Raw genomic sequence first — 20,339 nt, 5'->3', positions numbered from 1 at the left:
ACACCGGTTACCTTCTGCCGTCGGGTGACATCGGCGTGCCGCGGCGGCCTCTGCCACGCGAGGCGGGGTGACATGACCTCTCTCCGGTGCCTGCCTGGCGTCTTCCCGGCGGGTTGCTGCTCCCCGCTGCGACCGCCTACGACTGCTGAGGGCTGGCTCGTGAACCGCGGCCGTCTGCTTGGCGCGATGACCATCGTTCTGGGCTGGACGCCGAGGGCTGTCCTGACCTCCGTGCCCGGGTGACTGTTTAGCCGGGCAGCCCGCTCTGCCCGGGGGTGGCTTCGAGGCCATCGTCACGCGTGCCTCGGGCGCCCAGTACGCCTCCCGTGTTTCTGGTGTCGTGCCAGCCGTCCCCTCCACGGCACCAGATCCGATCACTTGCTGGAGATTTTCATGACGTTACGTAGCAACCATCTGTGGCGCGTCGCCGTCGCTGAGCAACCGCCCTTTGACCTGTCAGTGGGCGTCTCCTCAGTCCGAGTCGGCGTGGCCCTCGGCTTGCCGGCGATCGACGCGCTCGTCGCGCAGGGCACCCCTGTCGGGCCGTTGAAGTACTGCATGATCCATCGCCAGCTCGTGGTGCCGGTAGAGCCCGAGACGGTGCACCGGTGGAGGGCCGCGCACTCCGACTGCGTCCCCGCTGCCCGGTCCCGAAGCTGTGGTGCGGGCGGGTATCGCGGTTGTACGGGTTTGTGGGTGGCCAGCGCCGGATCGGAGCGGGCCACCTTCACCCCGGCCGGCGCGCTGCACGACGCGCTGAGCCGCACCCGTGCCCTGCTGCGAAACGGTGGCCGGCACGTACGACTCGCGTCATCGGCAGACAGGCTGCGCGTGGACCCCGTGTCCGGCAGCAGGCCTTTGGCGGATTTGCCGTACTGACCGCGGTCATCCCTGCGCCCTGGCATTCGCCTTCGCCGTGAGCACTCTTCCTCTGGGCCAGGCCCGTGTCACGGCAGTGGTCAGCACCTGCGGGCGGGCCATCACCGTCCTGGTTGCGCTGGCAGGGCCGCCCGGCTGCACGGCCGGCTCCGCGTCGCTCGCTCGATGGCCACGCCGGCGACGCACGACTGAACGTCGTCCCTTCCCTGCGTCGTCCAGGCGCGGTTCAACTACCCATACAAGGATCTCTTGACCATGCTTCACGCTGTTCCGTCGCCACCGGCCGAGGTGCCGCAGGCGCCTGCCCGGATCATGACGGGCCTCTACTTGAGATGCCTGCGCGAGGCTCGCGGCATCGGGCTGGAGGACGCGGCCCGCACCGTTCAGGTGTCCGCGTCTGCCATCGACAGGTGGGAGCGGGCCCACTCTCCCATTCGTGCGGACGCGCTAACCGTGCTGTTACGTCGCTACGGTGTGGCGGACGACGAGTTGGACTTCTTGGTGCGGAGTCTGCCCCCGCAGGACTTCGAGCGCGGTGGGCGTCACGTGCGGGGCGGCTGCCGTCTTGCCGCGTACGACCAGTGGGCGGACATGGCTGGTGACGAGGCGGCGGCCCGTCACATCAGTTTGATGCGCTCGGCGAGCGAGGTCGTCCAGTACTGCACGGTGGTGCCCGCTGGTCTGCGTACGCGGGAGTACCAGCAGGTGTTGCTGGAACCGGAGGTGCGTGTCTCGCGGGATGAGCCGGTTCCCGGGCTGCCGGCGTGGGTGCAGCAGGTGTCGAGATTCCCCGGTCAGCGGTGGACTGTGCTGCTGGACGAGACCGTTCTGGCGCGGGGGCGTGGCACTCACCCTGCGACGGTGGCCGGCCAGCTCCGGCATCTGGCCGAGCTCGTGGACCGGGAGCGCCCTACGGGGGCGAGCGTGACGGTCCGCATCCTGCCGCTGTGTGCTGTGCGCTTCATTCATGCGGTCGGCCCGGTTGCCGAGGTGGCCATTGACGGGCACCGCATGGTGGTGCGGATCGGCCTGTTTCCCTGCTACGAGACTGGCTTCGGCCCGGCAGAGGTTGTCAGTGCCGCGCTGCAGGAGGCTGCTGGTGCCGCGTGGAGCCGTGAGGCGACGTACGAGGCGCTTGTGAGCGCGGCCGAGGGCATGGAGCGGAGGACCTCATGAGCGTCGCCGTTGCCGTCGAGCACGCTACGGCCGCTGTCATGCCTCAGGGTTGCGCCTGGCGGGAGCGGTGCGATGTCTGACGCCCCGGCCCCGTCTGGGGCGACGCGGCGGCATCGCGCGCATGCCAGCGGGAAGGCGCCCCTTCCGCCCACGTTCCGAGCGAGCGCGTGCACCGGAGCTGCGGTGACCGGGGGCTGGCTCCTCGATGGCGTCGAGGTGCTTCCCACCGCGCTCAGCATCGCAGCAGCGGCCGGTGCGACCGCCGCTTCGCTCTGGTGGGCCGCGGCGAAGGCAGGTCGAGCCCGTCGCAACCTGATCCATGTGGCGGACGTCCGCCGTGAGCGGGACGCCGCACTCCGGGCTCTGGACGACGTCAGAGCCGCCATCGGCAGGGGCCGTGCGCAGGTGCGCTGGGCGGTGGATCAGGCCGAACGAGGGGTCACGCAGTTTCCCGGTGGGCCGATGCCGGCCGCGCCTGGTGGCGGGGTCGCGCGCGGGGATGCTGCTGGTGACCTGGAGGCGGCCTTCGGTGAGGCGTGGCGGGCGGTGGTGTCGGTCGCGACTCGGCAGCAGCGGCAACAGCGGCAGCTCTATGCGCAGGCGGAGCTCGCGGAAGTTTTCACGTCGATCGCTCCGCGTCTGCAGAGTCTGGTCAATCGCAGTCTCACCGTCATCTCCGATGTCGAACGGGACGTTGAGGATCCGGAGTTGATGGCTGAGCTGTTCCGGGTCGATCATCTGCTGACCCAGATCCGGCGTGAGGTCGAGAGCCTTGCCGTCCTGGGCGGCAGTTTTCCTCCCCGTGACAGTGCGCCGGTGCTGCTGGCCACGGTGATCCGGCGGGCTGTGCAGGAGATTCCCGAGTACCAGCGCGTCCGCGTGGCGCCCTCTCAGCATGCGTCCGCCGCGCTGCCGGGCTATGTGAGTCCGAGCGTGGTTCATCTGCTGGCTGCCCTGATGGAGAACGCGACCGGCTTCTCGAACGACCGCGTGGAAGTGCACGTCCTCCGGACCGAGGGCGGCATAGCTGTTGAGGTGCTCGACCGGGGAACGGGCATGACGCAGCACAAGCGGGAGTCGCTGAACCGGCTGCTGGCCCAGCCCGAGAGCGCGGACCTACGAACCCGTTTGCGTGACGGTCAGATCGGCCTCCTGGTCGCCGCCCTTCTCGCGCGACGGCACAAGATCGCGATCCGGCTCGGGCCCAACATCGTCGGCGGCACCCAGGCCGTCGTCGTGATCCCGACCGGACTGCTTGTCCCCGTCGAGCAGGACAGTCAGCCGAGGCAGCCCGCGCAGAACCCGCACCGGACAGCGCCCACGCCGCCCGGTCCCATGCGCCGGGCCCACACGCTGCCGGGCGCGGACGATACCGCCGAGCTCCCCCGACGTATCCGACCGGGCACGGCGCACGACAGCGCAACGGAGTCCCTACCGCAGGACTCCGGCCGGCCGCAGCTGCCACGGCGGGGCGACGCCGAACAACGCACCCCTCCCCTGACGGCGCCTGCACCGGCGGGGCGTGCCACCGGTGGCCTGATGGCGAGCTTCCGCTCCCGCAAGCCCACCGAGACCGGACAGGCGCCCCCTGCCGGCCCGACCGCGCCCCACTCCCCCACCCACCCCTGACCTGGAGGAAACACATGGCTTCCGACGACTCTGCTCCCCACGTCCACCCCGCCCGTCACCAGCTCGGCGGGCTGCTCGACGCGCTCCTTCGCAAAGTGCCCGGGACTGTCGGCGCCCTTCTTGCCTCCGGAGACGGCCTGAAACTGGCCGTCAGTGAGCAGCTGGCCAACGCTGACACGCTCGCGGCCGCTACGTCCGGGCTCTACTCGCTGGGACGCCAGCAGTTCATCGATGAGCCCGGCGGTATCCGGCAGGTCGTGGTCGAGCACGACGGCGGCAGCCTCTTCGTGATGAGCGCCGGTGCCGAGTTCACCAACCGGTCCGCGGTGAACACGGTGCTGGCCGTCGTCGCCACACCGGAAGCGAACCCTGGCCAGGTCGGCTACGAGATGGAGACCTTCATCCGGGGTCTGGACGAGCACCTGGTCGTGGCTGCCCGGCCCAGCTCGTTCAGCGGGCTGGGACTGTGACGTGGCGGCCTGGGGATGGGCCGACGGTTCTTTAGGGGACGTCCGCCCCTACACGATCACCGGCGGCCGCACCCGTGCCACCCATGCACTGCAGCTCACCACATGTTTGATCACCCGGCCGGCCGCCCCCGGCACCGTCCATCCGAGCGCGGAGAAGGAAGCGCTGCTGCTGCACTGCAGCGGCGCGCCCCGGTCCGTCGCCGAGCTCGCCGCCCTCTCCCGCCAGCCTGTTCAGGTGGTGAAGGTGCTGATCGGTGACCTGCTCGACTGCGACGCGCTGGCCCGGGCCAACCCCGCCGGTGCCGGGACCGATCCCGACGTACATCTCCTGGAGGCACTCCTTCATGGCCTACGCACCCGCCTCTGAACCCGGGGCGACGCTCCTGTCGGCGGCGGAGCTGAAGATCGTGGTGGCCGGCGGTTTCGGTGTCGGCAAGACGACGATGGTCGCCACGCTCAGCGAGATTCCGCCGCTGACGACCGAGGAAGTCCTGACCGCCGCCGGTCAGGGCGTCGACGACCTGACCGGCGTGGCGGAGAAGACGACCACCACGGTGGCCCTGGACTTCGGCCGCATCACGTTCGCCGACCCGCCCCACCCCATGATTCTTTTCCTGTTCGGCACGCCAGGGCAGGAGCGGTTCTGGTTCGCCTGGCCCGACCTGGCTTATGGCGCGGTCGGCGCGGTCGTCCTCGCCGACACGCGCCGCCTGGACGCCTCCTTCGCCGCCGTGAGCTATTTCGAACAACTGAGGACACCGTTCGTCGTCGCCGTCAACGAGTTCGACGACGCCTTCCGCTACACGCCCGCCGAGGTGCACACAGCGCTTGGCCTCAGCCCCGGCGTCCCGGTTCTCACCTGCGACGTCCGCGACCACAAGTCCGCCATGACCGTACTGATCCGCCTCGTCGAACACAGCATGCGACGCCGCAACCTCCCTTCTGGAGCCCTCACATGACGAACCTGCCGAACCCCCCGCACACGGGCACGCCACACCCCGCACAGGACGCCCTCCTGCACGCCCTCGGCCTGACCGGCCCCACGCCCGAACTCGATGCCTTCGCCGCGCGTCTGGCCCAGGCGGCGGGCGTCCCCTACGCCATGGTCAACATTTTCGGCGACCAGCAGCAGTTCTTCGGGCTCCACACCCCCGGGGAGGACAGCGACCTGCCGACCGTCGGCCGAAGCATGCCCCTCGACCACGGCTTTTGCCCCGAAGTCGTCGACCGCAGAAAAGCCCTGGTCCTCCCCGACGTGTTCTCCTCGCCCCGGTTCGCCGGAAACACCGTCGTCGACCTGATCGGCATCCGCACCTACGCCGGCGCCCCACTGGTGCACGGCGACACGGTCCTCGGCACCGTGTGCTTCGTCGGCCCGGTGGAACGCGACCTGAGCACCGGCCGGGACTCCCTGACCCTCATCAAGCAGCACCGCGACCATGTCATGGCCTTTCTCCACCAGCGCGCCGGCATCCAGCCGTAGACACCCCCGCACCACCCCATGCCACGAGCAGCCACCAGGGAGGGAGCCCCCATGTCCGACGCCTATCTCGAAGAACGCCATCACCAACTGCGCGCGCAGGTCCGTGCCTTCGCCGAGTCCCACATCGCCCCACGGGTCGCGGACATGGAGGACACGGGCGCGGTCGAGACACAGCTGGCGGCAGCCATCGCCCTGCGGGGGTGGATCGGCGTCACCGTCGACACGACGTACGGCGGCATGGGCGCCGGGCACCTCGCCAAGACCCTCATCATCGAGGAACTGTCCCGGGTCAGCGGCGCCATGGGCGCCATCGCCCAGGCATCCCAGCTCGGTGTCGCGAAAATCATCCACTTCGGCAGCGCACGGCAGAAGCGGACCTGGCTCCCCAAGATCGCCGACGGCACGTGCCTTCCCACCATCGCCGTCACCGAACCCGACGCCGGCAGCCACGTGCTCGGCATGCAGACGACCGCACGCCGCGAGGGCCGCCACTACGTCCTCAACGGCCGCAAAATCTATATCGGCAACTCCCACATCGGGCACCTCCACGGAGTCGTCGCCCGCACCGGCGACGGCTCACGAGGCCTCACCGGCTTCCTCGTCGAAGCCGACCGCCCCGGCCTCACCCTTCCCCCACCCGTGCGAGCCCTGGGACTCCACGGATTCAGCTTCGGCGAACTGCACTTCACCGACTGCCGCATACCCGTCAGCAACCGCCTCGGCCGCGAAGGAGACGGCCGCGACATCGCCTACTCCTCCAGCGTCCTGTACGGGCGCCCCAACCTCACCGCAGTCGCCCTCGGCATCCACCAGGCGATCCTGGAACAGACCACCCGCTTCACCAGCGAACGCGTCCGCTACGGCAACCAGCTCCACCACCTGCCCAACATCACCATCAAGATCGGGCAGATGCAGTCCCGTCTGATGACAGCACGGCTCGCCGCCTACCACGCCGCCCACCTCCTGGACACCGGCGCGGCCTGCGACACCGAACTGATGAACGCCAAACTCATCAACACAGAACTGGCCCTGGACTCCGCCCGCGCCGCCATGGAGATCCACGCCGCAGCCGGCCTGCTGACCGACACACCCATCAGCCGATACCTGCGCGACGCCCACCACATCCTCGCCCCCGCGGGCACATCCGACATCCAACTCCTGCGCCTCGCCGAATTCGCACTCGGCCAGAGCAAAGGCCAATGGTCACAGCGTCCTCTCCCCCCATCAGACGCCTGCCCTCCCCATCTCGCGCACCCCCGCCCGCGGCCCGGACGCCCGCCCCGCACCCCGGCGATGACACCCGCCCCCAGCGGTCGACACGCAATCAGACGTCTGCCCGCACCACGCACCACGCACCACCTGCAGGAGTGACCTTGCCCGACATGCCCGCTCCCCCCGACGACAGCACCATGGGCCGGGTTGCCGCGGCGCTGAGCACACTGGACCACTGGCACACCATGACATGGACGGACGTCGCCGAAGCGGCAGGTGACGCCGTCCACTTCCTCTGGGAAGCATGGAAGGGATCCGCCGCGTTCCATGCCCTTCCCCCGCATGACCAGGCCGCGATCCACCACACCCTGGCCATGGGACGACGCGTGAACTGCGAGCCCCGCAGCCGCCTCGGCCCCGACTACTGGCAGTCCCACATCGAAGAGCTACGCACCGAAGCGCACTACGCCGCAGCCCTGCGCCACCACCCGCACAACACCCCCACACTGGCCGACAGAGCTCAGCGAGCGACCCAAGCCGTCAGCCTCCACCACCGCCTTCTGAAACTGCCCCCCGTGTGGCAGCACACCATCCTGGAACAGCTGACCCCGCGCACCCCCTTCGCCTGGCACGCCGTTCCCCCGCAGGCTCCCCCGACGCTCCAGGAAGCAGTCGCTCTCGCTGAGGCGGCCGCCTCCACCGGAGCACTCCCAGAGCCGGCGCAAGCCCGCCGCCCCACGCCCGACACATCAGGACAGACCCTCATGGACGGGCTCACCCGCCTCCCCCGGGGGTGGCAGATCGAGACTGTCCGCCGGATCGCCGACGGCACGGCCCCGATGTCCGCACTCTTCAACGCCAGCCAGTCCATCAACCTTGTGCGCTCTTTCGGCGTGTACATCGCCTGGAACGCGCCCAGCGCACCCCGCACTGCCCGGCCCGAGCAGTAGACCGAACGTCCTCCGCCCCTCTTCCCACCTGGACATCTGATGACCCGCAGCACCACCCTGATCACTCCGCTCACCGCCTCTCAAAGAAGGATCGGCGCCCACATCGTGTGGGGGCTCTCCAACAGCGAAATCGCCGGCGAAGAGCACCTGACTCTGGAGACCGTGCGCTCCCACATCAGCACGATGCGCCTGCGCCTGCACTGCCCGCCCCGCGCATCCCGCGCCGTACTCGCCCACACCCTCCTGCGCCTCAAGCAGGTTCCACCACCCGAACTCACGCTGCGCCACTCCTTCATGCCGGACACCGAAGGGCAGCGGCTCATCCACGCCCTCGCCGAACACTCCCCGCGAGGCGACATCGCCCGCGCCGCAGGCATCCCCACAGGAGCCCTGCGCACCCGGACCGACGGCCTCGTACGCCAGGCCGGAGCCGCGAACGTGCCCCACCTCATCGGCCTGGCCCACACCCACGGCATCCTCGGAACCGACGAAACCACCACCACCCCGCCGCCCCCGAACGGACCGGCCGGAGCAGGGCGATGAACACCCCGGCTCCCGGCATCACACCCCACCGGCCCCAGCACCCCTCGCGGGCACGCGCGAGGGGGACGATCGTGGCGCCCGGCGCTCGCGCGGCAGCCGTGGCGCTGGTCCGGGCCCACGGACAGTGGCTCACCCACCGCGCGCCCGACGACGAGGGTGCCGCCTGCTACCCGGCGATGACTCAGTGGGCGTCGTGAGGCCCAGCGACGGTGCGGACACAGCCGCATGGACACAGTGGGACGAGCATATGGCGTGCCGGCGTGAAGCCCGGCACCGGTTTCAACGAGACCAGCTCCTGGCCGAGCTCCGCGTGCTCTTGGCCAGCTACCCGTACGGCACAGTCCTCCCCATCGGGAAGGAGCTGGCCCAGCAGCTCGGGGCCAGACCCGAACATGTTCGAGCCGCCATGGCCGACCTGGAGATGGGCGGAGAAGTCGCCTACCGCGGCCGGCGCAGTTACCGGCTGAGGCCTGGGCAGCTGCACCCGCAGGACAGGGGATTCGACCAAGAGGTACGGGACGGCATCCACTGCGGTCGCTTCCGTCCCGGCGCTCCACTGCCCACCGGTCTGCTGGGCGGACGTCACGGCCTGCCGCCGCAGACCATCCCCCGCGCCTGTCGGCTCCTAGTGGCCAGCCGACTCGTGGCTCACCGCGACGGCCCCTGCGGGCCTGGGTACTACGTGCTGCCCCGGGTGGACTCCCTTCCGTCAGCGCCATGCGCTCCTACAGAAGGAATTGCTGACCGTGTATGACCCCGACGGTGTGATCGCCACGGACAACGTCCCGGCCCGCACTCATCGCCGTCGACGTCGGCCTACCCGGCCTGGCCACCGACCCGTGCTGGCGCCAGCACCAGGTCTTCGCCGACGCCGGACGCATGAGGGGGCCGATCGGCGTCCTGTCGCTGATGCCGCTGGTCAACTTCTCCAAGCTACTGACACCGCACGGCCAAGGCGAGGCCGCCTGCGACCTCCTCGACCGCGCTGCGTGGCAACGGGAGAAGACCGAGAGCGACGGACACACCGTCGACCTGTCCGTGGTGACCAGCCCCGAGGCCGAGCACCGGCAGGGGTGCCAGGAGCTGTGGGTCACCCTGCTCGCGGACGGTGCCCCCACCCTCACATGCATCGGCCGGTGGCGGCCGAAGCCATGGCCCGGCAAAGCGGCATCGGCAATCGGCTCCTCGACAGCTGCCAGATCAAAGTCATGGCCCTTGCGGAACAAGGGCAAAACCAGCAGGCCCTTGACCTGATCGACACCACCCAGCCCACGGAATCCGGGGAAACCGCCATTGGCCTGCTCCTGGGCGCCCACTGCGGTCCCGTCGGCGTACCGGATACGCGGGCCGACCTCGAACCCACTCTGGAGGAAGTCACCCTGCTCCTCACCCTCCCCGATCCGTCGACCGCCGCGCTTCAAACCTGTGCGGGCCTGACCTCCCTTGAGCTGGACTCCGACGGGCAGTGCGCGGGCACGATGCCCAAGGCCATCGCCGATGTGGCGCGGCTCGACGCCTACGCCGCCCGAGACGTACTGCACCACCCCATCGCCGCGTCCGTCCAGGATGCCGGCTCGCCCCCTTCGCTGAACGCGGTGATCGCCGCAGTCGGATTGGGATCCGGCGTCATGTCCGCCCACCAGCACCAAGCCCTGACGACCGCGGTCGCCCACGCCGATATAGGGCTGGAAAGGCTGCTGGAGACCGAACCGGATCCCGGTCAAGAGCGGATGACCGGCAGGAACTGGCAGATTCTCCACCGCAGCCCGTGGTGTCGGCGTTTCAGCCATTCTCCGCCCAAAGCTGCTCCAAGCGCCGTCAGGGATCCCGCACCTGCAGGGTTCCCTCACGCAGGAAATAGCGGGCTCTCCAGCACGACCGAATGACGTGTGTTCGATATCGCAGCCGTGTCGTTAGACCTCACGACTCTGCCGCAGTGACCCTCCTAGGGGGAACGATGACCTCGGCCATTGCACAGGACCAGCCGCCGCAGCCACCGAAAGGAACCGCGCCGGACGACGAACCGCAGGAAGCCAGTGTTCGAGAGGAGGAATACCTCTACCGCGACGAGTCACGGCTCCAGGCCGGCTCCCAGCTGACCTCCCGCACCATGGCGCGGCGCCTGCCCTCGCTCGTGCACCGCTCGGTACAGATGGCGTGGCGTGTGGACCGCGGCGCGACGATCGGACTGCTGGTGTGTCAAGTCGGGACCGGCGTCCTCGCGGCTCTCGGCCTCTTGGCGGTCACGGGCACGATCACCGCGCTGATCTCCTCGGGCGACATCACCGAAAGGCTGTGGGATGCCGCCCCGCAACTGGCCGTGATCGCCGGTGCCACCGGTCTGCGCGCGATGTTGGGGATCGCGGTCGTCTGGCTCACCGGCCGTCTACGCCCGGTACTCGGCCGGGCCGCGGAGGTGACGATGGTCGAGGCCGCGCTCGGCGCGGAACTGGCCGCCAACAACAAGCCCGGCTACAACGATGCCTACGACATCGCCGACCGCGGCGCCCAGGTCACCCCTGACCTCGTCGAGGAAGCGCAGGACGTCCTCGCCGCGACCGCGACGCTCGCGGCTGGTGCAGCCGTGCTGACCGTCCTGCATCCGGTTCTCCTTCCCCTTCTCTTCCTCGCGTGCCTGCCGCAGGCCGCCGCCTACGTCCGTTCCGCCCGCGTGATCTACCTCGCCGGCCTGGAGACCTCGGGGCGGCGACGGATGCTGGGCAAGTTGCGCTGGCACATGGCCTACATGGAGTCCAGCGAGGAGATGCGGGCCTGTTTGGCCGGTCCTTTCCTGATCGGCCGATACCGGAAGCTGGCCGCCTCCGTCAACGCGGCGGAACGCCAGGCCGCGAACACCGGTGCCTGGATGGGACTGGCCGGAGCCTTGGCCGGCGGGATCGCATCGATCGCGGTGTGGGCGGCTCTCCTGTGGCTCCTGGCGTCGGGACGGATGGGCCTGGCGGCCGGCGGCGGTGCCGTCTTCGCCCTTCAGACCGCCACCGGATCGGTGCGCGGCATCATCAACGGCGGGGCCCGCCTGGTACGCACAGGCTGGTACGTGCAGGACTGGCAGAGTTTTCTCGACAACGCGCACGGGCAGGCCATGGCCGACTCCCGTGGCACCAAGACGGTGGCTTCCGCCCCGCAGCGTTTCGAGGTTCGCAACGTCACGTACCGCTACGACGGTGCCCCCAAGGACAGCTTGAGCGACGTCTCCCTGCACGTGAAACGGGGCGAGATCGTGGCACTGGTTGGAGAGAACGGCTCCGGCAAGTCCACCCTTTCGCGTCTCTTGTGCGGGCTGCTACTGCCCACCGAGGGGGATGTGGCCTGGGACCACGTCTCCACGGCGGACCTCGATCCGTGGAGGGCGTGGGAGCATGTCGCCCTGGTGCCGCAGAAGTTCACGTACCTGCCGCTGACGATGCGCGACAACATCACGTTCGGGCAGGGCGACACCAGCGATGCTGCGCTACTCGCCGCGTGCGAGGCATCCGGCGCCGCGGAGATACTGCCGGGCCTCCGCTCCGGCCTGAACACCCTCCTGACCAGCGAGTGGTTCGGTGGCCAGCAGCTCTCCGGCGGGCAGTGGCAGCGCCTCGTTCTCACCCGCGCCTTCCACAGGCAGGCAGCACTGCTGGTCATGGACGAGCCCACAGCCGCCCTCGACGCCCGTGCGGAACACCGGATCTTCTCCGGCCTGCGCGAGCTGGCCAAGGACCGATCCGTTCTGCTGATCACACACCGGCTCACCAACGTGGCCGTTGCCGACCGAATCGTGGTCCTGGACGAAGGTCGAATCGTTCAGGAGGGCACGTACTCCCAGCTCATTCAGGAGCCTGGACTTTTCCGCACACTGTGGGAGCTGCAGCGACGGATGAGCGGCGACACCGCCTGACCGCCCCGCCCTCGCCAGGCCACCGCTCCGCCAGGCATGTGAACCGACCCGCCCACCGGTCCTGCCTGCGCCCCGTGCTTCAACCGTTCACGAACACCGGAAGGAATGCCGTGACGACTTCATCGGCCACCGAAGTCAGCGACGCGAGCGAGCTTCGCCACCAGCTCGTCGAGCAGCTCCGCGCCAGCAACCACATCCGCTCCGCCGCAGTCGAGAGCGCCTTCCGAACCGTGCCCCGGCACGCTTTCGCCCCCGAGGTCCCCCTCCCCTCTGCGTACGCCGACGACATCGTCGCCACCCGGCACCGCGACGACGGAACCATCACGAGCTCCATCTCCGACGCCCTGGCTACAAGCCGACATGCTCGAAGCCGCCCGCATCCAACCCGGCCACCGCGTCCTGGAGATCGGCTCCGGCGGATACAACGCCGCGCTGATCGCCGAACTCGTCGGTCCGACCGGTCACGTCACCACCCTCGACATCGACCCGGTCGTCACCGAGAGGGCCGTCCGCTTCCTGCACGAGACCGGATACAGCCAGGTAAGTGTGGTCACCGCGGACGCCGAGCACCTGCCCTCCAAGGTGGTGCCGAAGGGCGGATTCGACGCCATCGTGGTCACCGTCGACACCTGGGACCTGCCCTGGATCGACGCCCTGTGCGTCGGCGGCCGACTCGTCGCGCCGCTGCGCCTGCACGGCTGCCACTGGGCCATCGGCTTCACCAAGGCGAAAGGGGTCCTGCACTGCAACGAACCGCTACCGGCCTTGTGCCCGGCCTGCTGCCGGAACTGACCAGCTGAAAAGCGCAATGACCACAAACCGAATCACCGTCGCGCTATGTCTGCGCCGGCCCCAGGACCTTGGAGCCCGTTTTGAGCCCCTCCCCGTGGGAGACCATCGGCCAACTCGCCGATCTCTTCACCCGCCTCGATACCGCGCGCGGGATTTCCGCTGAGCAGCAGTGGACCCTGCAGGTCCTCAAACTCACTGAAGAGGTGGGCGAGTCGGCCCAGGCGGTGATCGGCGCCTGGGCCACCAATCCGCGGAAGGGGCGGAGCCACACCTGGGAGCACGTCCAGGAGGAGGTCGTCGACACTGCAATCACGAGTCTCGTCGCATTGCACCGGATGCTCGGTGACGAGGCCCCGGCATTCTTCGAAGCCCTGCTCGCCCGAAAGGCCGCCCGGTTCTTGGTCCTCGGCGATGAGGCTGTCGTGCCACCCCTCTAACTGATCGTTTCAGAATGAGGTTCGTGGCGTCTCAAGCAGATGATGCTGCAGGCGAGTTGAAGCAGTCCGAGGTGGAGGTCGGCGCGTATCTCGTAGCGGATCCGCAGTCGTTTGAACTGGTGAAGCCAGGCGAAGGTCCGCTCGACGACCCAGCGTGTCTTGCCCAGCCCGGAGCCGTGTGGAACGCCGCGTCGGGCGATCTTCGGTGTGATGCCGCGGGCCCGCAGGACGCGCCGGTACTTGTCGTAGTCGTAGCCACGGTCGGCGAACAGCCGGCCCGGCCGGTGCCGCGGTCTCCCGCGAAGTCCTCGGATGCGGGGGATCGCGTCCAGCAGCGGCGTCAGCTGGGTGACGTCGTGCCTGTTTCCGCCGGTCAGCGACACGGCGAGGGGTGTGCCGTGCCGGTCGACGATCAGATGGTGCTTGCTGCCCGGCCGCGCGCGGTCGACCGGCGAAGGTCCGGTGTGAGCCCCCCCTTCAGGGCCCGGACGTGCGAGCCGTCAATCGCGCAGTCGTCCATGTCCAACAGACCTGCCTTGCGCAGCTCCGCCAGGAGGACTTCGTGCAGTCGGGGCCAGACGCCGGCCTCTGTCCAGTCCCGCAGCCGCCGCCAGGCCGTCACCCCGCTGCAGCCGGTCCGCTCCGCGGGAACATCCCTCCAGCTCACGTTCTTGCGCAGCACGTACACGATGCCCCGCAGGGCCGCACGGTCGTCCACCGGCAGACGTCCGGGGTAGCGATGACGCCTCGGCGGGCGGGGCGGCAGCAGTGGAGCCACGCGTTCCCACAGGTCATCAGGCACAAGATCATCCGACACCCGCACCACTCTGCCGCCACCAGACCCGACCGCCAAGCCCTCACACTGAACTCATTCTGAAACGATCAGTAAGGGCTTGCCGGGAATCAACACGTCGGTTTGATCTTGTTCTTGTCGGGGTCGAGGAATCTCTCGATGTCAGTCGGTGTGCGGAAGCGGGCGGTCGAGGCGGGGATGTGAATTCCGTGGGCTTCCAGGAGCGGGCGGACATCTTTCGCTGCGCGGCTGATGGTCATGGCGGTGGTGTTGAAGAGCTGGCCCAGGAGGTCCATGGTCGCGAGTTTCCGCAGGTGGAGCACGGTGGCCAGGACTCGGTCGGCTGAGGTGAGCTTGGGTTTGGCGCCTGTGCCGGGGGCCACCAGGCGTTCGTGGCCCCTGCGGGTGCGGAGCACTTGCTCGCGTTGAATCTCCATCGCTGGAGTCAGTACGTCGATGAGTTCGTTGAACTGCTGGCGGGTCATCCCGGTCAGTTGCGGGTCCTGTAACGAACGCTGCGTGAGGCGGGCCGGTCCGTCCGCCAGGGTCTCGTCTTGTGTGCTGGTGGTGGTCGCCGTGTCCGTCGGTCGCTGGGGGTGGAGGGTGTAGTTCCAGTCGCCGTGGAAGCGGTGGCGGGTGATGGGCAGGGCGGCGATCTCGTCGTCGCTGATGCGGATGCCGGTGGGGTACTCACCGCTGTCGAGTTCGGCCCGGACGGTGAGGCCGGTGCGGCTGGTGGTCGCGGCGATGGTCTGGAGCATGACTTCGTGGCTGGTCAGGGGCCTGCCTCGCCAGTTCATGGTGATGTGGGAGAACAGCCGGTGCTCGATCTTGTTCCACTTCGAGGTGCCGGGCGGAAGGTGGCACACCGTGATCTCAAGGCCGGTCTCGGCGGCGAGATCGGCGAGCTGGGTCTTCCAACCCCGGGTGCGGTAGCCGTTGGAGCCGCCACCGTCAGCGGTGATCAGCAGCCGGCGGGCGCCGGGGTAGTCGTGTTGGCCGACCGCCTGCCACCAGCGGCGGATCGAGGCGACGGCGAACGCCGCCGTGTCGTGATCGGTGCCGATGCTGACCCAGCCGGTGTTCGCCGTCATATCGTAGATTCCGTAGGGAATCGCCTTGGCGGCCTGGCCGGGGAAGTCGTGCGTCTTGACCCTCACGGGTTGTCCTGCAGGCTGCCATTCGTGCCCGGCGTTCCTGTAGTCGCCGATCAGTTCCTTCTTCTTGCTGTCCACGCTGATCACCGGGTCACCGGCGTCCCTGTGGTCTCGTGCCCGCTCGTTGAGGTAGCGGAACTGGGCGTCCCTGTCGGGGTGCTGGGCACCTTCGATGGTCTTGGCGTTGGCCTGCAGGCTGAAGCCTTCCTCCCGCAGCAGACCGGCGACGGTGTCGGCGGAGACCCGGTGCCCCTGGCGGGTGAGCTCCGCCGACAGCTTCCGGGTCGACTTCGTCGTCCAGCGCAACGGCGACATCGGGTCGCCCCGCTCGTCGGGCTCGACCAGCGCCAGCAGTGCCGGCCGCAGCCCAGAGTCCAGCTCGGCCGCCTTCTTCCGCCCTCCACCGGGATGGCGCACCCGCCCCAACGGGGCCTGACCGGAGTCCAGTTCAGCCGCCCCACGCGAGACCGTGGCCTCCCGGACCCCGGCTGCAGCGGCGACGATCTTGATGCCGCCATGCCCCAGCGACAGTGCTTCCGCCCCTATGGCCAGCCGACGCTGACGCTCGTCCAGATGCGGCAACAACACCTGGAACTTCACCGCCAGAACGGCCTCGATCCCTTCCGGTCTCCCCATACCAGACCAACGAGCCCCACAGCTGGAAGCCACGACTTGTTTCCCGGCAAGCCCTAAGGGGCCTGAGAACAGCCAGCGGTGCTCAGGGCGCGAGCGGAAGGCTAGTGGCGTCGGTGTGGGCGAAGACCAGGTCGGTCATGTCCTTCGGGGTCGTGGTGCACCGGATGGGCGGCTGCGGCCCGCGCATGGCCCGGGGGTAAGTGGCCGGGTCGTAGTCGTTGGTGAGCGTGTAGGGGTGGAAGCCGTGCGTGCGAAGGGTGGCAATGATTGCGGCGGCGCTCTCGCCCTGTTTGGCTCGGAGCCGGGGGGTGACCTCGACGACGAGCTCGGCGTCGGCGCGCAGGTACGGGAGTGCGGGCAGGCGTCCGCGGATCGCGGCGGCTTCGGCGCCTTCGACGTCGATCTTGATGACGCGCGTGGTGGCGAGGTCTGCCCGGCTGATCAGGTCGGACAGGGGCGATGAGGACCTCGGCGGTCGCGTGGACGTGGCGGGGCGGATGGCGGTGGTGTGGCCCAAGTTGGAGGGGTCCTCCAGGTACAAGGTCAGGGCTCCGGTGGTGTCGGAGGCGGCGGAGCGGACGGTGTGGATGTTGGTGCGGCGGTTGGCGGCGGCTGCGGCGGTCAGGTCGTCGTGGAAGCGGGGGTAAGTTCGATGGCGACGACGCGGCCGTGGGGTCCGACGGCGTGGGAGGCCAGGAGGCTGAAGGCGCTGCGGTGGGCGCCGACGTCGATGAAGTGTCGCCGGGGTGGAGCCGGTCGCGTAGGAAGGCCTACTGGTTCGGCTCCCACTCGCCGAACAGGGCGCTGGATGACGTCGCTGGTGGTGACGGGGACCGTGTCGCCGGACCGCAGCCGGACGGTGGTGTGGACGGGGTGGGTGCGCAGGTGCTCGTCGAGGAAGCGGTCGACGATCTGGGCCTTGCCGAGGGTGCCGGGGGCGTGGCGGACGTAGGTGCGCAGAGCGCGGGCGAGGACGGAGGCGGGCACGGACGGATCCTTCGGGTGGCGGCGGCCGGGAACGACGGCGGGCATGAGGGGAGTTGATGGTGGTCGAGAGTGGCGCTCCGACGGTCTTCCTGCTGGTGGGGCTCACCGGATCGGGAAAGACGACCTATGCCCAGCGGGTGCTGGAGCCTCGAGGGGCGGTGCGGCTGTCGGTGGACGAGGTGGTCTTTGAGCGGCACGGCCGGTACGGCGTCGACTACGCGGAAAACACCTACTTCGAGAGAGAGGCCCCGGTCGTCGCCGAGCTGCACGAGCGGCTGGCCGAGCTGGTCGCGGAGGGCCGGGATGTGGCGTGGGACCACGGGCTGTGGCCGCGCAAGGACCGTGATGCGATGAAGACGCTGGTGGAGTCGGCCGGCGGGCGGTGGCGGCTGTTGTACTTCCCCGTGGCCCGTGACGAGCTGCTGCGTCGGCTGGCGGAGCGCAACGCACGGGGGGACGCGAACGCGCTCGTCGTGACGCCGGAAGCGCTGGACGACTTCTTCGCCCGGTTCGAGGAGCCTCAGGGCGAGGGCGAGGAGATCGTGGCCCCAGACTGGTTCTGAGGTGTAGGCGGGCGCCAGGCGGTGGTGATGGTGGCCGCTTCGGTGGCCCAGCCCTCGGGGAGACCGTCGAGGGTAACCCGGGGAAGGCTGCCTGTCGTTCTTCGGCGTCCGCGGCCGTGTCCCCCGGCCGCTGCGGATCACCGTGGAGACCGTCACCCTGGAGGGCTGGGTGGAGACCGCCGTCTACGAGCCTGGGCTCGCTCGGCTGGTCCACCACGAGATCGACCACCTGGACGGCCTGCTCTACACCGCACAGATGCGGGCCGGCGTCGTACCCATCCCTGTCGAGGAGTATCGCCAGGCCGGACGGGCATGGACCTACGACCAGTAGGCCGCCTGGACGTCAACCGAGCTCGCCCCGCACCCGAAGGTTCTTGCCGTCGGACACCTCTGATTCGTGCCGCTGCTGTGGGTTTCTGCGGCCTTACCAGCCGGTCAGCAGGTCCTGTTAAACGGTCGGGGTCGGGTCGAGTACGTCGGCGACGGCGTCCAGGGCAGACCGCCACGGGTAGGTGGCGGGATCTCCCTGGCCCGGTTCGTTCGCGATGAAGCCACCTTCGCCGTACACCACCCGGACCCCAGCGCTCCGGAGGGCATCGATCGAGCGTTCGAACTGCGGGTGTGCAACGTATGCCCGGTTCACGCACGGCATCATCGCCATGGGGATGCCCTTGCCGATGCCCTCGGCAACTACGCCGACGAGCCACTTGTCCGTGATCCCGAGCGCCCACTGGTTGATCGTGTTGAAGGTCGCCGGCGCGACGACGACGGCGTCCGGCTTCGGCCACACGTCCGGCTGTCCGGGAAGGCGGTAGTCCCAGCGGACGGGGTGGCCGGTGAGGGCGGCGAGGCCGTCGAGCGAGTCGGCGAGCCAGCGGGCGGCCGTCGGGGTGAGACCGAGGCATACGTCCCAGCCGTTGGCCTGCGCCTCCTCGATAACGCGTGCGACGTCGAAGACAGGCGGGGCCGCGCTGCTGAACAGGTACAGGGTCGGAGTGGTCATGGGGCTATCCGATCACAGCCAGGCGCCCACCAACTCGGCGGAGTCCCTTGTGAATCCGCCTGTCGCGGCATAGAGCAACGCGTAGCGTTCCAAGTAACGAGTCAGAGACGGGAGTCCGGTATGCCGACGCGGGACGGGGACTACACCGGTACGCGGATCAAGGAGCAGCGGAGGCTAGCGGGGCTGACGCAGCGGGAGCTGTCCGACCGGATTCCGTACTCGTATAGCTGGCTCACCCAGGTCGAGTGCGGAGCGCGGCCGGCGTCCTCGGACTTCGTCGCGGCCGTCGCGCGGGCGCTGCGGATCGATGTCACTGTGCTGACGGGTCAACCGTACGTGACGCAGATGCAGGAGGACCGGCTGGCGGAGCTGATCCGGCCGATCCGTGAGTCCCTCGACCTGTACGACCTCGGCGACGATCCCCGGGTCACCACGCGCACGGCCGAGGAGCTCGTCACCGTCGCCGAGGAATTGTGTGCCCATGTCCGCGCCGCCCACCTGCATGCGGCGGCGGCAGCGCTTCCGGACGTCATCACGGAGCTGACCGCCCTGTGCTGGCGCTCGCCGACGACGGAGCTGTGGCAGGCGCTCGGTTCCGCCTACCGCACCGCGCACGACGTCACGGTGAAGCTGGGGTACTTCGATCTTGCCAGCGTCGCCCTCGACCGGCTCGGCTGGGCCGCGGAGCGGGCCTCGGACCCCTGCCTGGCGGCCATGCGGCAGTACTTCCGGGGGTTGGTCTACTTCCGCGAAGGGGAGTACGGCATCGGCTTGCGCCTGGTCGGCTCCGGCCACAGGCTGCTTGCTCCGGGCGACGCGACCCGCGAAGCCCTCACCGTCGCCGGCCAGCTTCACCTGGGCGGCTCCGTGCTTGCCGCGCGGGCGGAGAACGCTAGCGCGGCCGCCGACCACATCGCACGGGCCCGCGAGTACGCGGGGCGGGTCGGAGACGCCAGCAAGGTGCACTGGCTCAATTTCGGTCCGGTGAACGTGGCCTTGCACGAGATGACTGTGGCGATGGAGATGCGTCAGTATGACGAGGCACTGCGGCAAGCCAAGGCGATCAAGCTGCCGGCCTCGATCGCGACGTCCCGCCGCGCGCACTTCTTCATCGACCGGGCCCGCGTCGAGATGGAACTGGGCAAAGCGGAGGCGTCGTTGAGGTCGCTCTGGGCGGCGCGGCGGGCTGCGCCGGAGCAGACCCGCTATCACCCTGGTGCCAGGGAGACGATCCGCGGGCTCGTTCACCTCTCCCGCCGGACGCCGGAGCCGTTGCGGAACATGGCGGGCTGGATCGGCATGTAGGGGCCGCTGGGACTCTCGCTCAAGTGAAAGAGTTTCCAGGGTCCTTAGTGGCCACGATGGCGGCGTGAGCGATGACACGGACCTGACCGAGGAATTGTTGGACGGGCTGTCTCCCGAAGCAGTGGAGCAGGCCCGTGCGGCCATGGCGCGCCGCGAGGGACCCGCTGGTGGGGAGACCTGCGACTACTGCCGGTTCGTCAGCGCGACAATGTTCCAGGCGCTCGTGCACGGCAAGGGCTTCGAGGAGCAGATGGAGGTGGCCTACTTCCACATCCACAACGCACACGTGGACTCGGACATCGAGGGGCCGGCGACCTGAGGCACCTCCAGCTTGCGCCGGCCGGACCCTGTCGGCGGCCCGCGCTCTTGCACCAACCCCTCGCGGTCGAAGCCGACCCTGAGCAGGGTGACCCCGCCGCGTCCCGT

The 20,339-nt window shown here is 69.2% G+C and carries 23 protein-coding genes; 18 read left to right on the top strand and 5 right to left on the bottom strand.

The window, feature by feature from the left end:
• Nucleotides 1-393: 393 nt before the first annotated feature.
• The 14 genes from JE024_RS36365 (at nt 394) to JE024_RS36300 (ending at nt 13,469) form a co-directional block, all read left to right on the top strand.
• Nucleotides 394-879, top strand: coding sequence for a hypothetical protein (locus tag JE024_RS36365; protein WP_205378107.1), 486 nt, complete (start codon nt 394-396; stop codon nt 877-879).
• A 255-nt stretch (nt 880-1,134) separates the two neighbouring features.
• Nucleotides 1,135-2,055 (top strand): Scr1 family TA system antitoxin-like transcriptional regulator, encoded by a 921-nt coding sequence (locus tag JE024_RS36360; RefSeq protein ID WP_205378106.1) that lies wholly within the window; start codon nt 1,135-1,137, stop codon nt 2,053-2,055.
• Nucleotides 2,056-2,238: 183 nt separating this feature from the next.
• Nucleotides 2,239-3,684 carry an ATP-binding protein gene (locus tag JE024_RS36355; RefSeq protein ID WP_205378105.1) on the top strand — a complete coding sequence of 482 codons (1,446 nt, stop codon included), beginning with the start codon at nt 2,239-2,241 and terminating at the stop codon, nt 3,682-3,684.
• Nucleotides 3,685-3,698: 14 nt separating this feature from the next.
• Nucleotides 3,699-4,154 (top strand): roadblock/LC7 domain-containing protein, encoded by a 456-nt coding sequence (locus JE024_RS36350; protein ID WP_205378104.1) that lies wholly within the window; start codon nt 3,699-3,701, stop codon nt 4,152-4,154.
• A 1-nt stretch (nt 4,155) separates the two neighbouring features.
• A complete protein-coding gene (locus JE024_RS36345) occupies nt 4,156-4,521 on the top strand; it encodes a DUF742 domain-containing protein (RefSeq protein ID WP_205378103.1) in 366 nt (121 codons plus the stop codon).
• The gene (locus JE024_RS36340) at nt 4,499-5,113 is read left to right on the top strand and encodes a GTP-binding protein (protein ID WP_205378102.1); all 615 of its coding nucleotides are present in this window, start codon (nt 4,499-4,501) and stop codon (nt 5,111-5,113) included. Before JE024_RS36345 ends, JE024_RS36340 begins: the two co-directional genes overlap by 23 nt.
• Entirely contained in the window at nt 5,110-5,637 is a 528-nt protein-coding gene (locus tag JE024_RS36335) for a GAF domain-containing protein (RefSeq protein WP_205378101.1), read from the top strand. The genes JE024_RS36340 and JE024_RS36335 overlap by 4 nt, the downstream gene beginning before the upstream one ends.
• A 51-nt stretch (nt 5,638-5,688) precedes the next feature.
• Complete coding sequence (locus tag JE024_RS36330; RefSeq protein WP_205378100.1) at nt 5,689-7,008, top strand: acyl-CoA dehydrogenase family protein; 1,320 nt, start codon at nt 5,689-5,691, stop codon at nt 7,006-7,008.
• 11 nt (nt 7,009-7,019) lie between these two features.
• Nucleotides 7,020-7,799 (top strand): hypothetical protein, encoded by a 780-nt coding sequence (locus JE024_RS36325; RefSeq protein WP_205378099.1) that lies wholly within the window; start codon nt 7,020-7,022, stop codon nt 7,797-7,799.
• 39 nt (nt 7,800-7,838) lie between these two features.
• Nucleotides 7,839-8,342 (top strand): LuxR C-terminal-related transcriptional regulator, encoded by a 504-nt coding sequence (locus JE024_RS36320; protein ID WP_205378098.1) that lies wholly within the window; start codon nt 7,839-7,841, stop codon nt 8,340-8,342.
• Nucleotides 8,343-9,478: 1,136 nt separating this feature from the next.
• Nucleotides 9,479-10,228: a hypothetical protein gene (locus tag JE024_RS36315; protein WP_205378097.1), complete on the top strand. Its 750-nt coding sequence runs from the start codon at nt 9,479-9,481 to the stop codon at nt 10,226-10,228.
• A gap of 71 nt (nt 10,229-10,299) precedes the next feature.
• A complete protein-coding gene (locus tag JE024_RS36310) occupies nt 10,300-12,240 on the top strand; it encodes an ATP-binding cassette domain-containing protein (protein WP_205378096.1) in 1,941 nt (646 codons plus the stop codon).
• Nucleotides 12,241-12,510: 270 nt separating this feature from the next.
• Complete coding sequence (locus tag JE024_RS36305) at nt 12,511-13,032, top strand: methyltransferase domain-containing protein (RefSeq protein WP_280521593.1); 522 nt, start codon at nt 12,511-12,513, stop codon at nt 13,030-13,032.
• 80 nt (nt 13,033-13,112) lie between these two features.
• Nucleotides 13,113-13,469 (top strand): MazG-like family protein, encoded by a 357-nt coding sequence (locus tag JE024_RS36300; RefSeq protein WP_205378094.1) that lies wholly within the window; start codon nt 13,113-13,115, stop codon nt 13,467-13,469.
• Here JE024_RS36300 and JE024_RS36295 read toward each other — a convergent pair.
• The 4 genes from JE024_RS36295 to JE024_RS41450 form a co-directional block, all read right to left on the bottom strand.
• A protein-coding gene (locus tag JE024_RS36295) for an IS5 family transposase (protein ID WP_205378093.1) occupies nt 13,466-14,286 on the bottom strand; the annotation gives its coding sequence in 2 pieces (ribosomal slippage) (nt 13,466-13,944 and nt 13,944-14,286; 822 coding nt in all). The two genes, JE024_RS36300 and JE024_RS36295, sit on opposite strands and share 4 nt — an antisense overlap.
• Before the next feature lie 86 nt (nt 14,287-14,372).
• On the bottom strand, nt 14,373-16,055 hold the full coding sequence (locus tag JE024_RS36290) for an ISAzo13 family transposase (RefSeq protein WP_244883465.1): 1,683 nt from the start codon (nt 16,053-16,055) through the stop codon (nt 14,373-14,375).
• Nucleotides 16,056-16,137: 82 nt separating this feature from the next.
• Nucleotides 16,138-16,644, bottom strand: a complete 507-nt coding sequence (locus JE024_RS41455) for an FkbM family methyltransferase (protein ID WP_372449912.1) — start codon at nt 16,642-16,644, stop codon at nt 16,138-16,140.
• Nucleotides 16,645-16,676: 32 nt separating this feature from the next.
• On the bottom strand, nt 16,677-17,042 hold the full coding sequence (locus tag JE024_RS41450; RefSeq protein WP_244883462.1) for a class I SAM-dependent methyltransferase: 366 nt from the start codon (nt 17,040-17,042) through the stop codon (nt 16,677-16,679).
• 56 nt (nt 17,043-17,098) lie between these two features.
• Between JE024_RS41450 and JE024_RS36280 the strand changes: the two genes are divergently transcribed.
• Entirely contained in the window at nt 17,099-17,605 is a 507-nt protein-coding gene (locus tag JE024_RS36280) for a P-loop nucleotide/nucleoside kinase family protein (RefSeq protein ID WP_205378091.1), read from the top strand.
• A 91-nt stretch (nt 17,606-17,696) separates the two neighbouring features.
• Entirely contained in the window at nt 17,697-17,936 is a 240-nt protein-coding gene (locus tag JE024_RS36275) for a peptide deformylase (protein WP_205378554.1), read from the top strand.
• A 117-nt stretch (nt 17,937-18,053) separates the two neighbouring features.
• On the opposite strand, the gene JE024_RS36270 is transcribed toward JE024_RS36275, so the two are convergent.
• Nucleotides 18,054-18,608 carry a flavoprotein gene (locus JE024_RS36270; RefSeq protein WP_205378090.1) on the bottom strand — a complete coding sequence of 185 codons (555 nt, stop codon included), beginning with the start codon at nt 18,606-18,608 and terminating at the stop codon, nt 18,054-18,056.
• A 120-nt stretch (nt 18,609-18,728) separates the two neighbouring features.
• Between JE024_RS36270 and JE024_RS36265 the strand changes: the two genes are divergently transcribed.
• Nucleotides 18,729-19,913: a helix-turn-helix domain-containing protein gene (locus JE024_RS36265; RefSeq protein ID WP_205378089.1), complete on the top strand. Its 1,185-nt coding sequence runs from the start codon at nt 18,729-18,731 to the stop codon at nt 19,911-19,913.
• 64 nt (nt 19,914-19,977) lie between these two features.
• Nucleotides 19,978-20,232 carry a hypothetical protein gene (locus JE024_RS36260; RefSeq protein ID WP_205378088.1) on the top strand — a complete coding sequence of 85 codons (255 nt, stop codon included), beginning with the start codon at nt 19,978-19,980 and terminating at the stop codon, nt 20,230-20,232.
• Nucleotides 20,233-20,339: the final 107 nt, after the last annotated feature.

Origin of the sequence: Streptomyces zhihengii, assembly GCF_016919245.1 — a bacterium.
Classification (GTDB): Bacteria; Actinomycetota; Actinomycetes; order Streptomycetales; family Streptomycetaceae; genus Streptomyces; species Streptomyces zhihengii.
Note: the sequence above shows the minus strand (reverse complement) of the source record. Positions and strands in the feature narration are given on the sequence as shown.

Bases quoted from the DNA above. Each gene is read 5' to 3' on its own strand.
- JE024_RS36365 (WP_205378107.1), top strand. From the start codon at position 394: ATGACGTTACGTAGCAACCATCTGTGGCGCGTCGCCGTCGCTGAGCAA.
- JE024_RS36360 (WP_205378106.1), top strand. From the start codon at position 1,135: ATGCTTCACGCTGTTCCGTCGCCACCGGCCGAGGTGCCGCAGGCGCCT.
- JE024_RS36350 (WP_205378104.1), top strand. From the start codon at position 3,699: ATGGCTTCCGACGACTCTGCTCCCCACGTCCACCCCGCCCGTCACCAG.
- JE024_RS36340 (WP_205378102.1), top strand. From the start codon at position 4,499: ATGGCCTACGCACCCGCCTCTGAACCCGGGGCGACGCTCCTGTCGGCG.
- JE024_RS36335 (WP_205378101.1), top strand. From the start codon at position 5,110: ATGACGAACCTGCCGAACCCCCCGCACACGGGCACGCCACACCCCGCA.
- JE024_RS36330 (WP_205378100.1), top strand. From the start codon at position 5,689: ATGTCCGACGCCTATCTCGAAGAACGCCATCACCAACTGCGCGCGCAG.
- JE024_RS36325 (WP_205378099.1), top strand. From the start codon at position 7,020: ATGCCCGCTCCCCCCGACGACAGCACCATGGGCCGGGTTGCCGCGGCG.
- JE024_RS36320 (WP_205378098.1), top strand. From the start codon at position 7,839: ATGACCCGCAGCACCACCCTGATCACTCCGCTCACCGCCTCTCAAAGA.
- JE024_RS36310 (WP_205378096.1), top strand. From the start codon at position 10,300: ATGACCTCGGCCATTGCACAGGACCAGCCGCCGCAGCCACCGAAAGGA.
- JE024_RS36290 (WP_244883465.1), bottom strand. From the start codon at position 16,055: ATGGGGAGACCGGAAGGGATCGAGGCCGTTCTGGCGGTGAAGTTCCAG.
- JE024_RS36280 (WP_205378091.1), top strand. From the start codon at position 17,099: ATGGTGGTCGAGAGTGGCGCTCCGACGGTCTTCCTGCTGGTGGGGCTC.
- JE024_RS36270 (WP_205378090.1), bottom strand. From the start codon at position 18,608: ATGACCACTCCGACCCTGTACCTGTTCAGCAGCGCGGCCCCGCCTGTC.
- JE024_RS36265 (WP_205378089.1), top strand. From the start codon at position 18,729: ATGCCGACGCGGGACGGGGACTACACCGGTACGCGGATCAAGGAGCAG.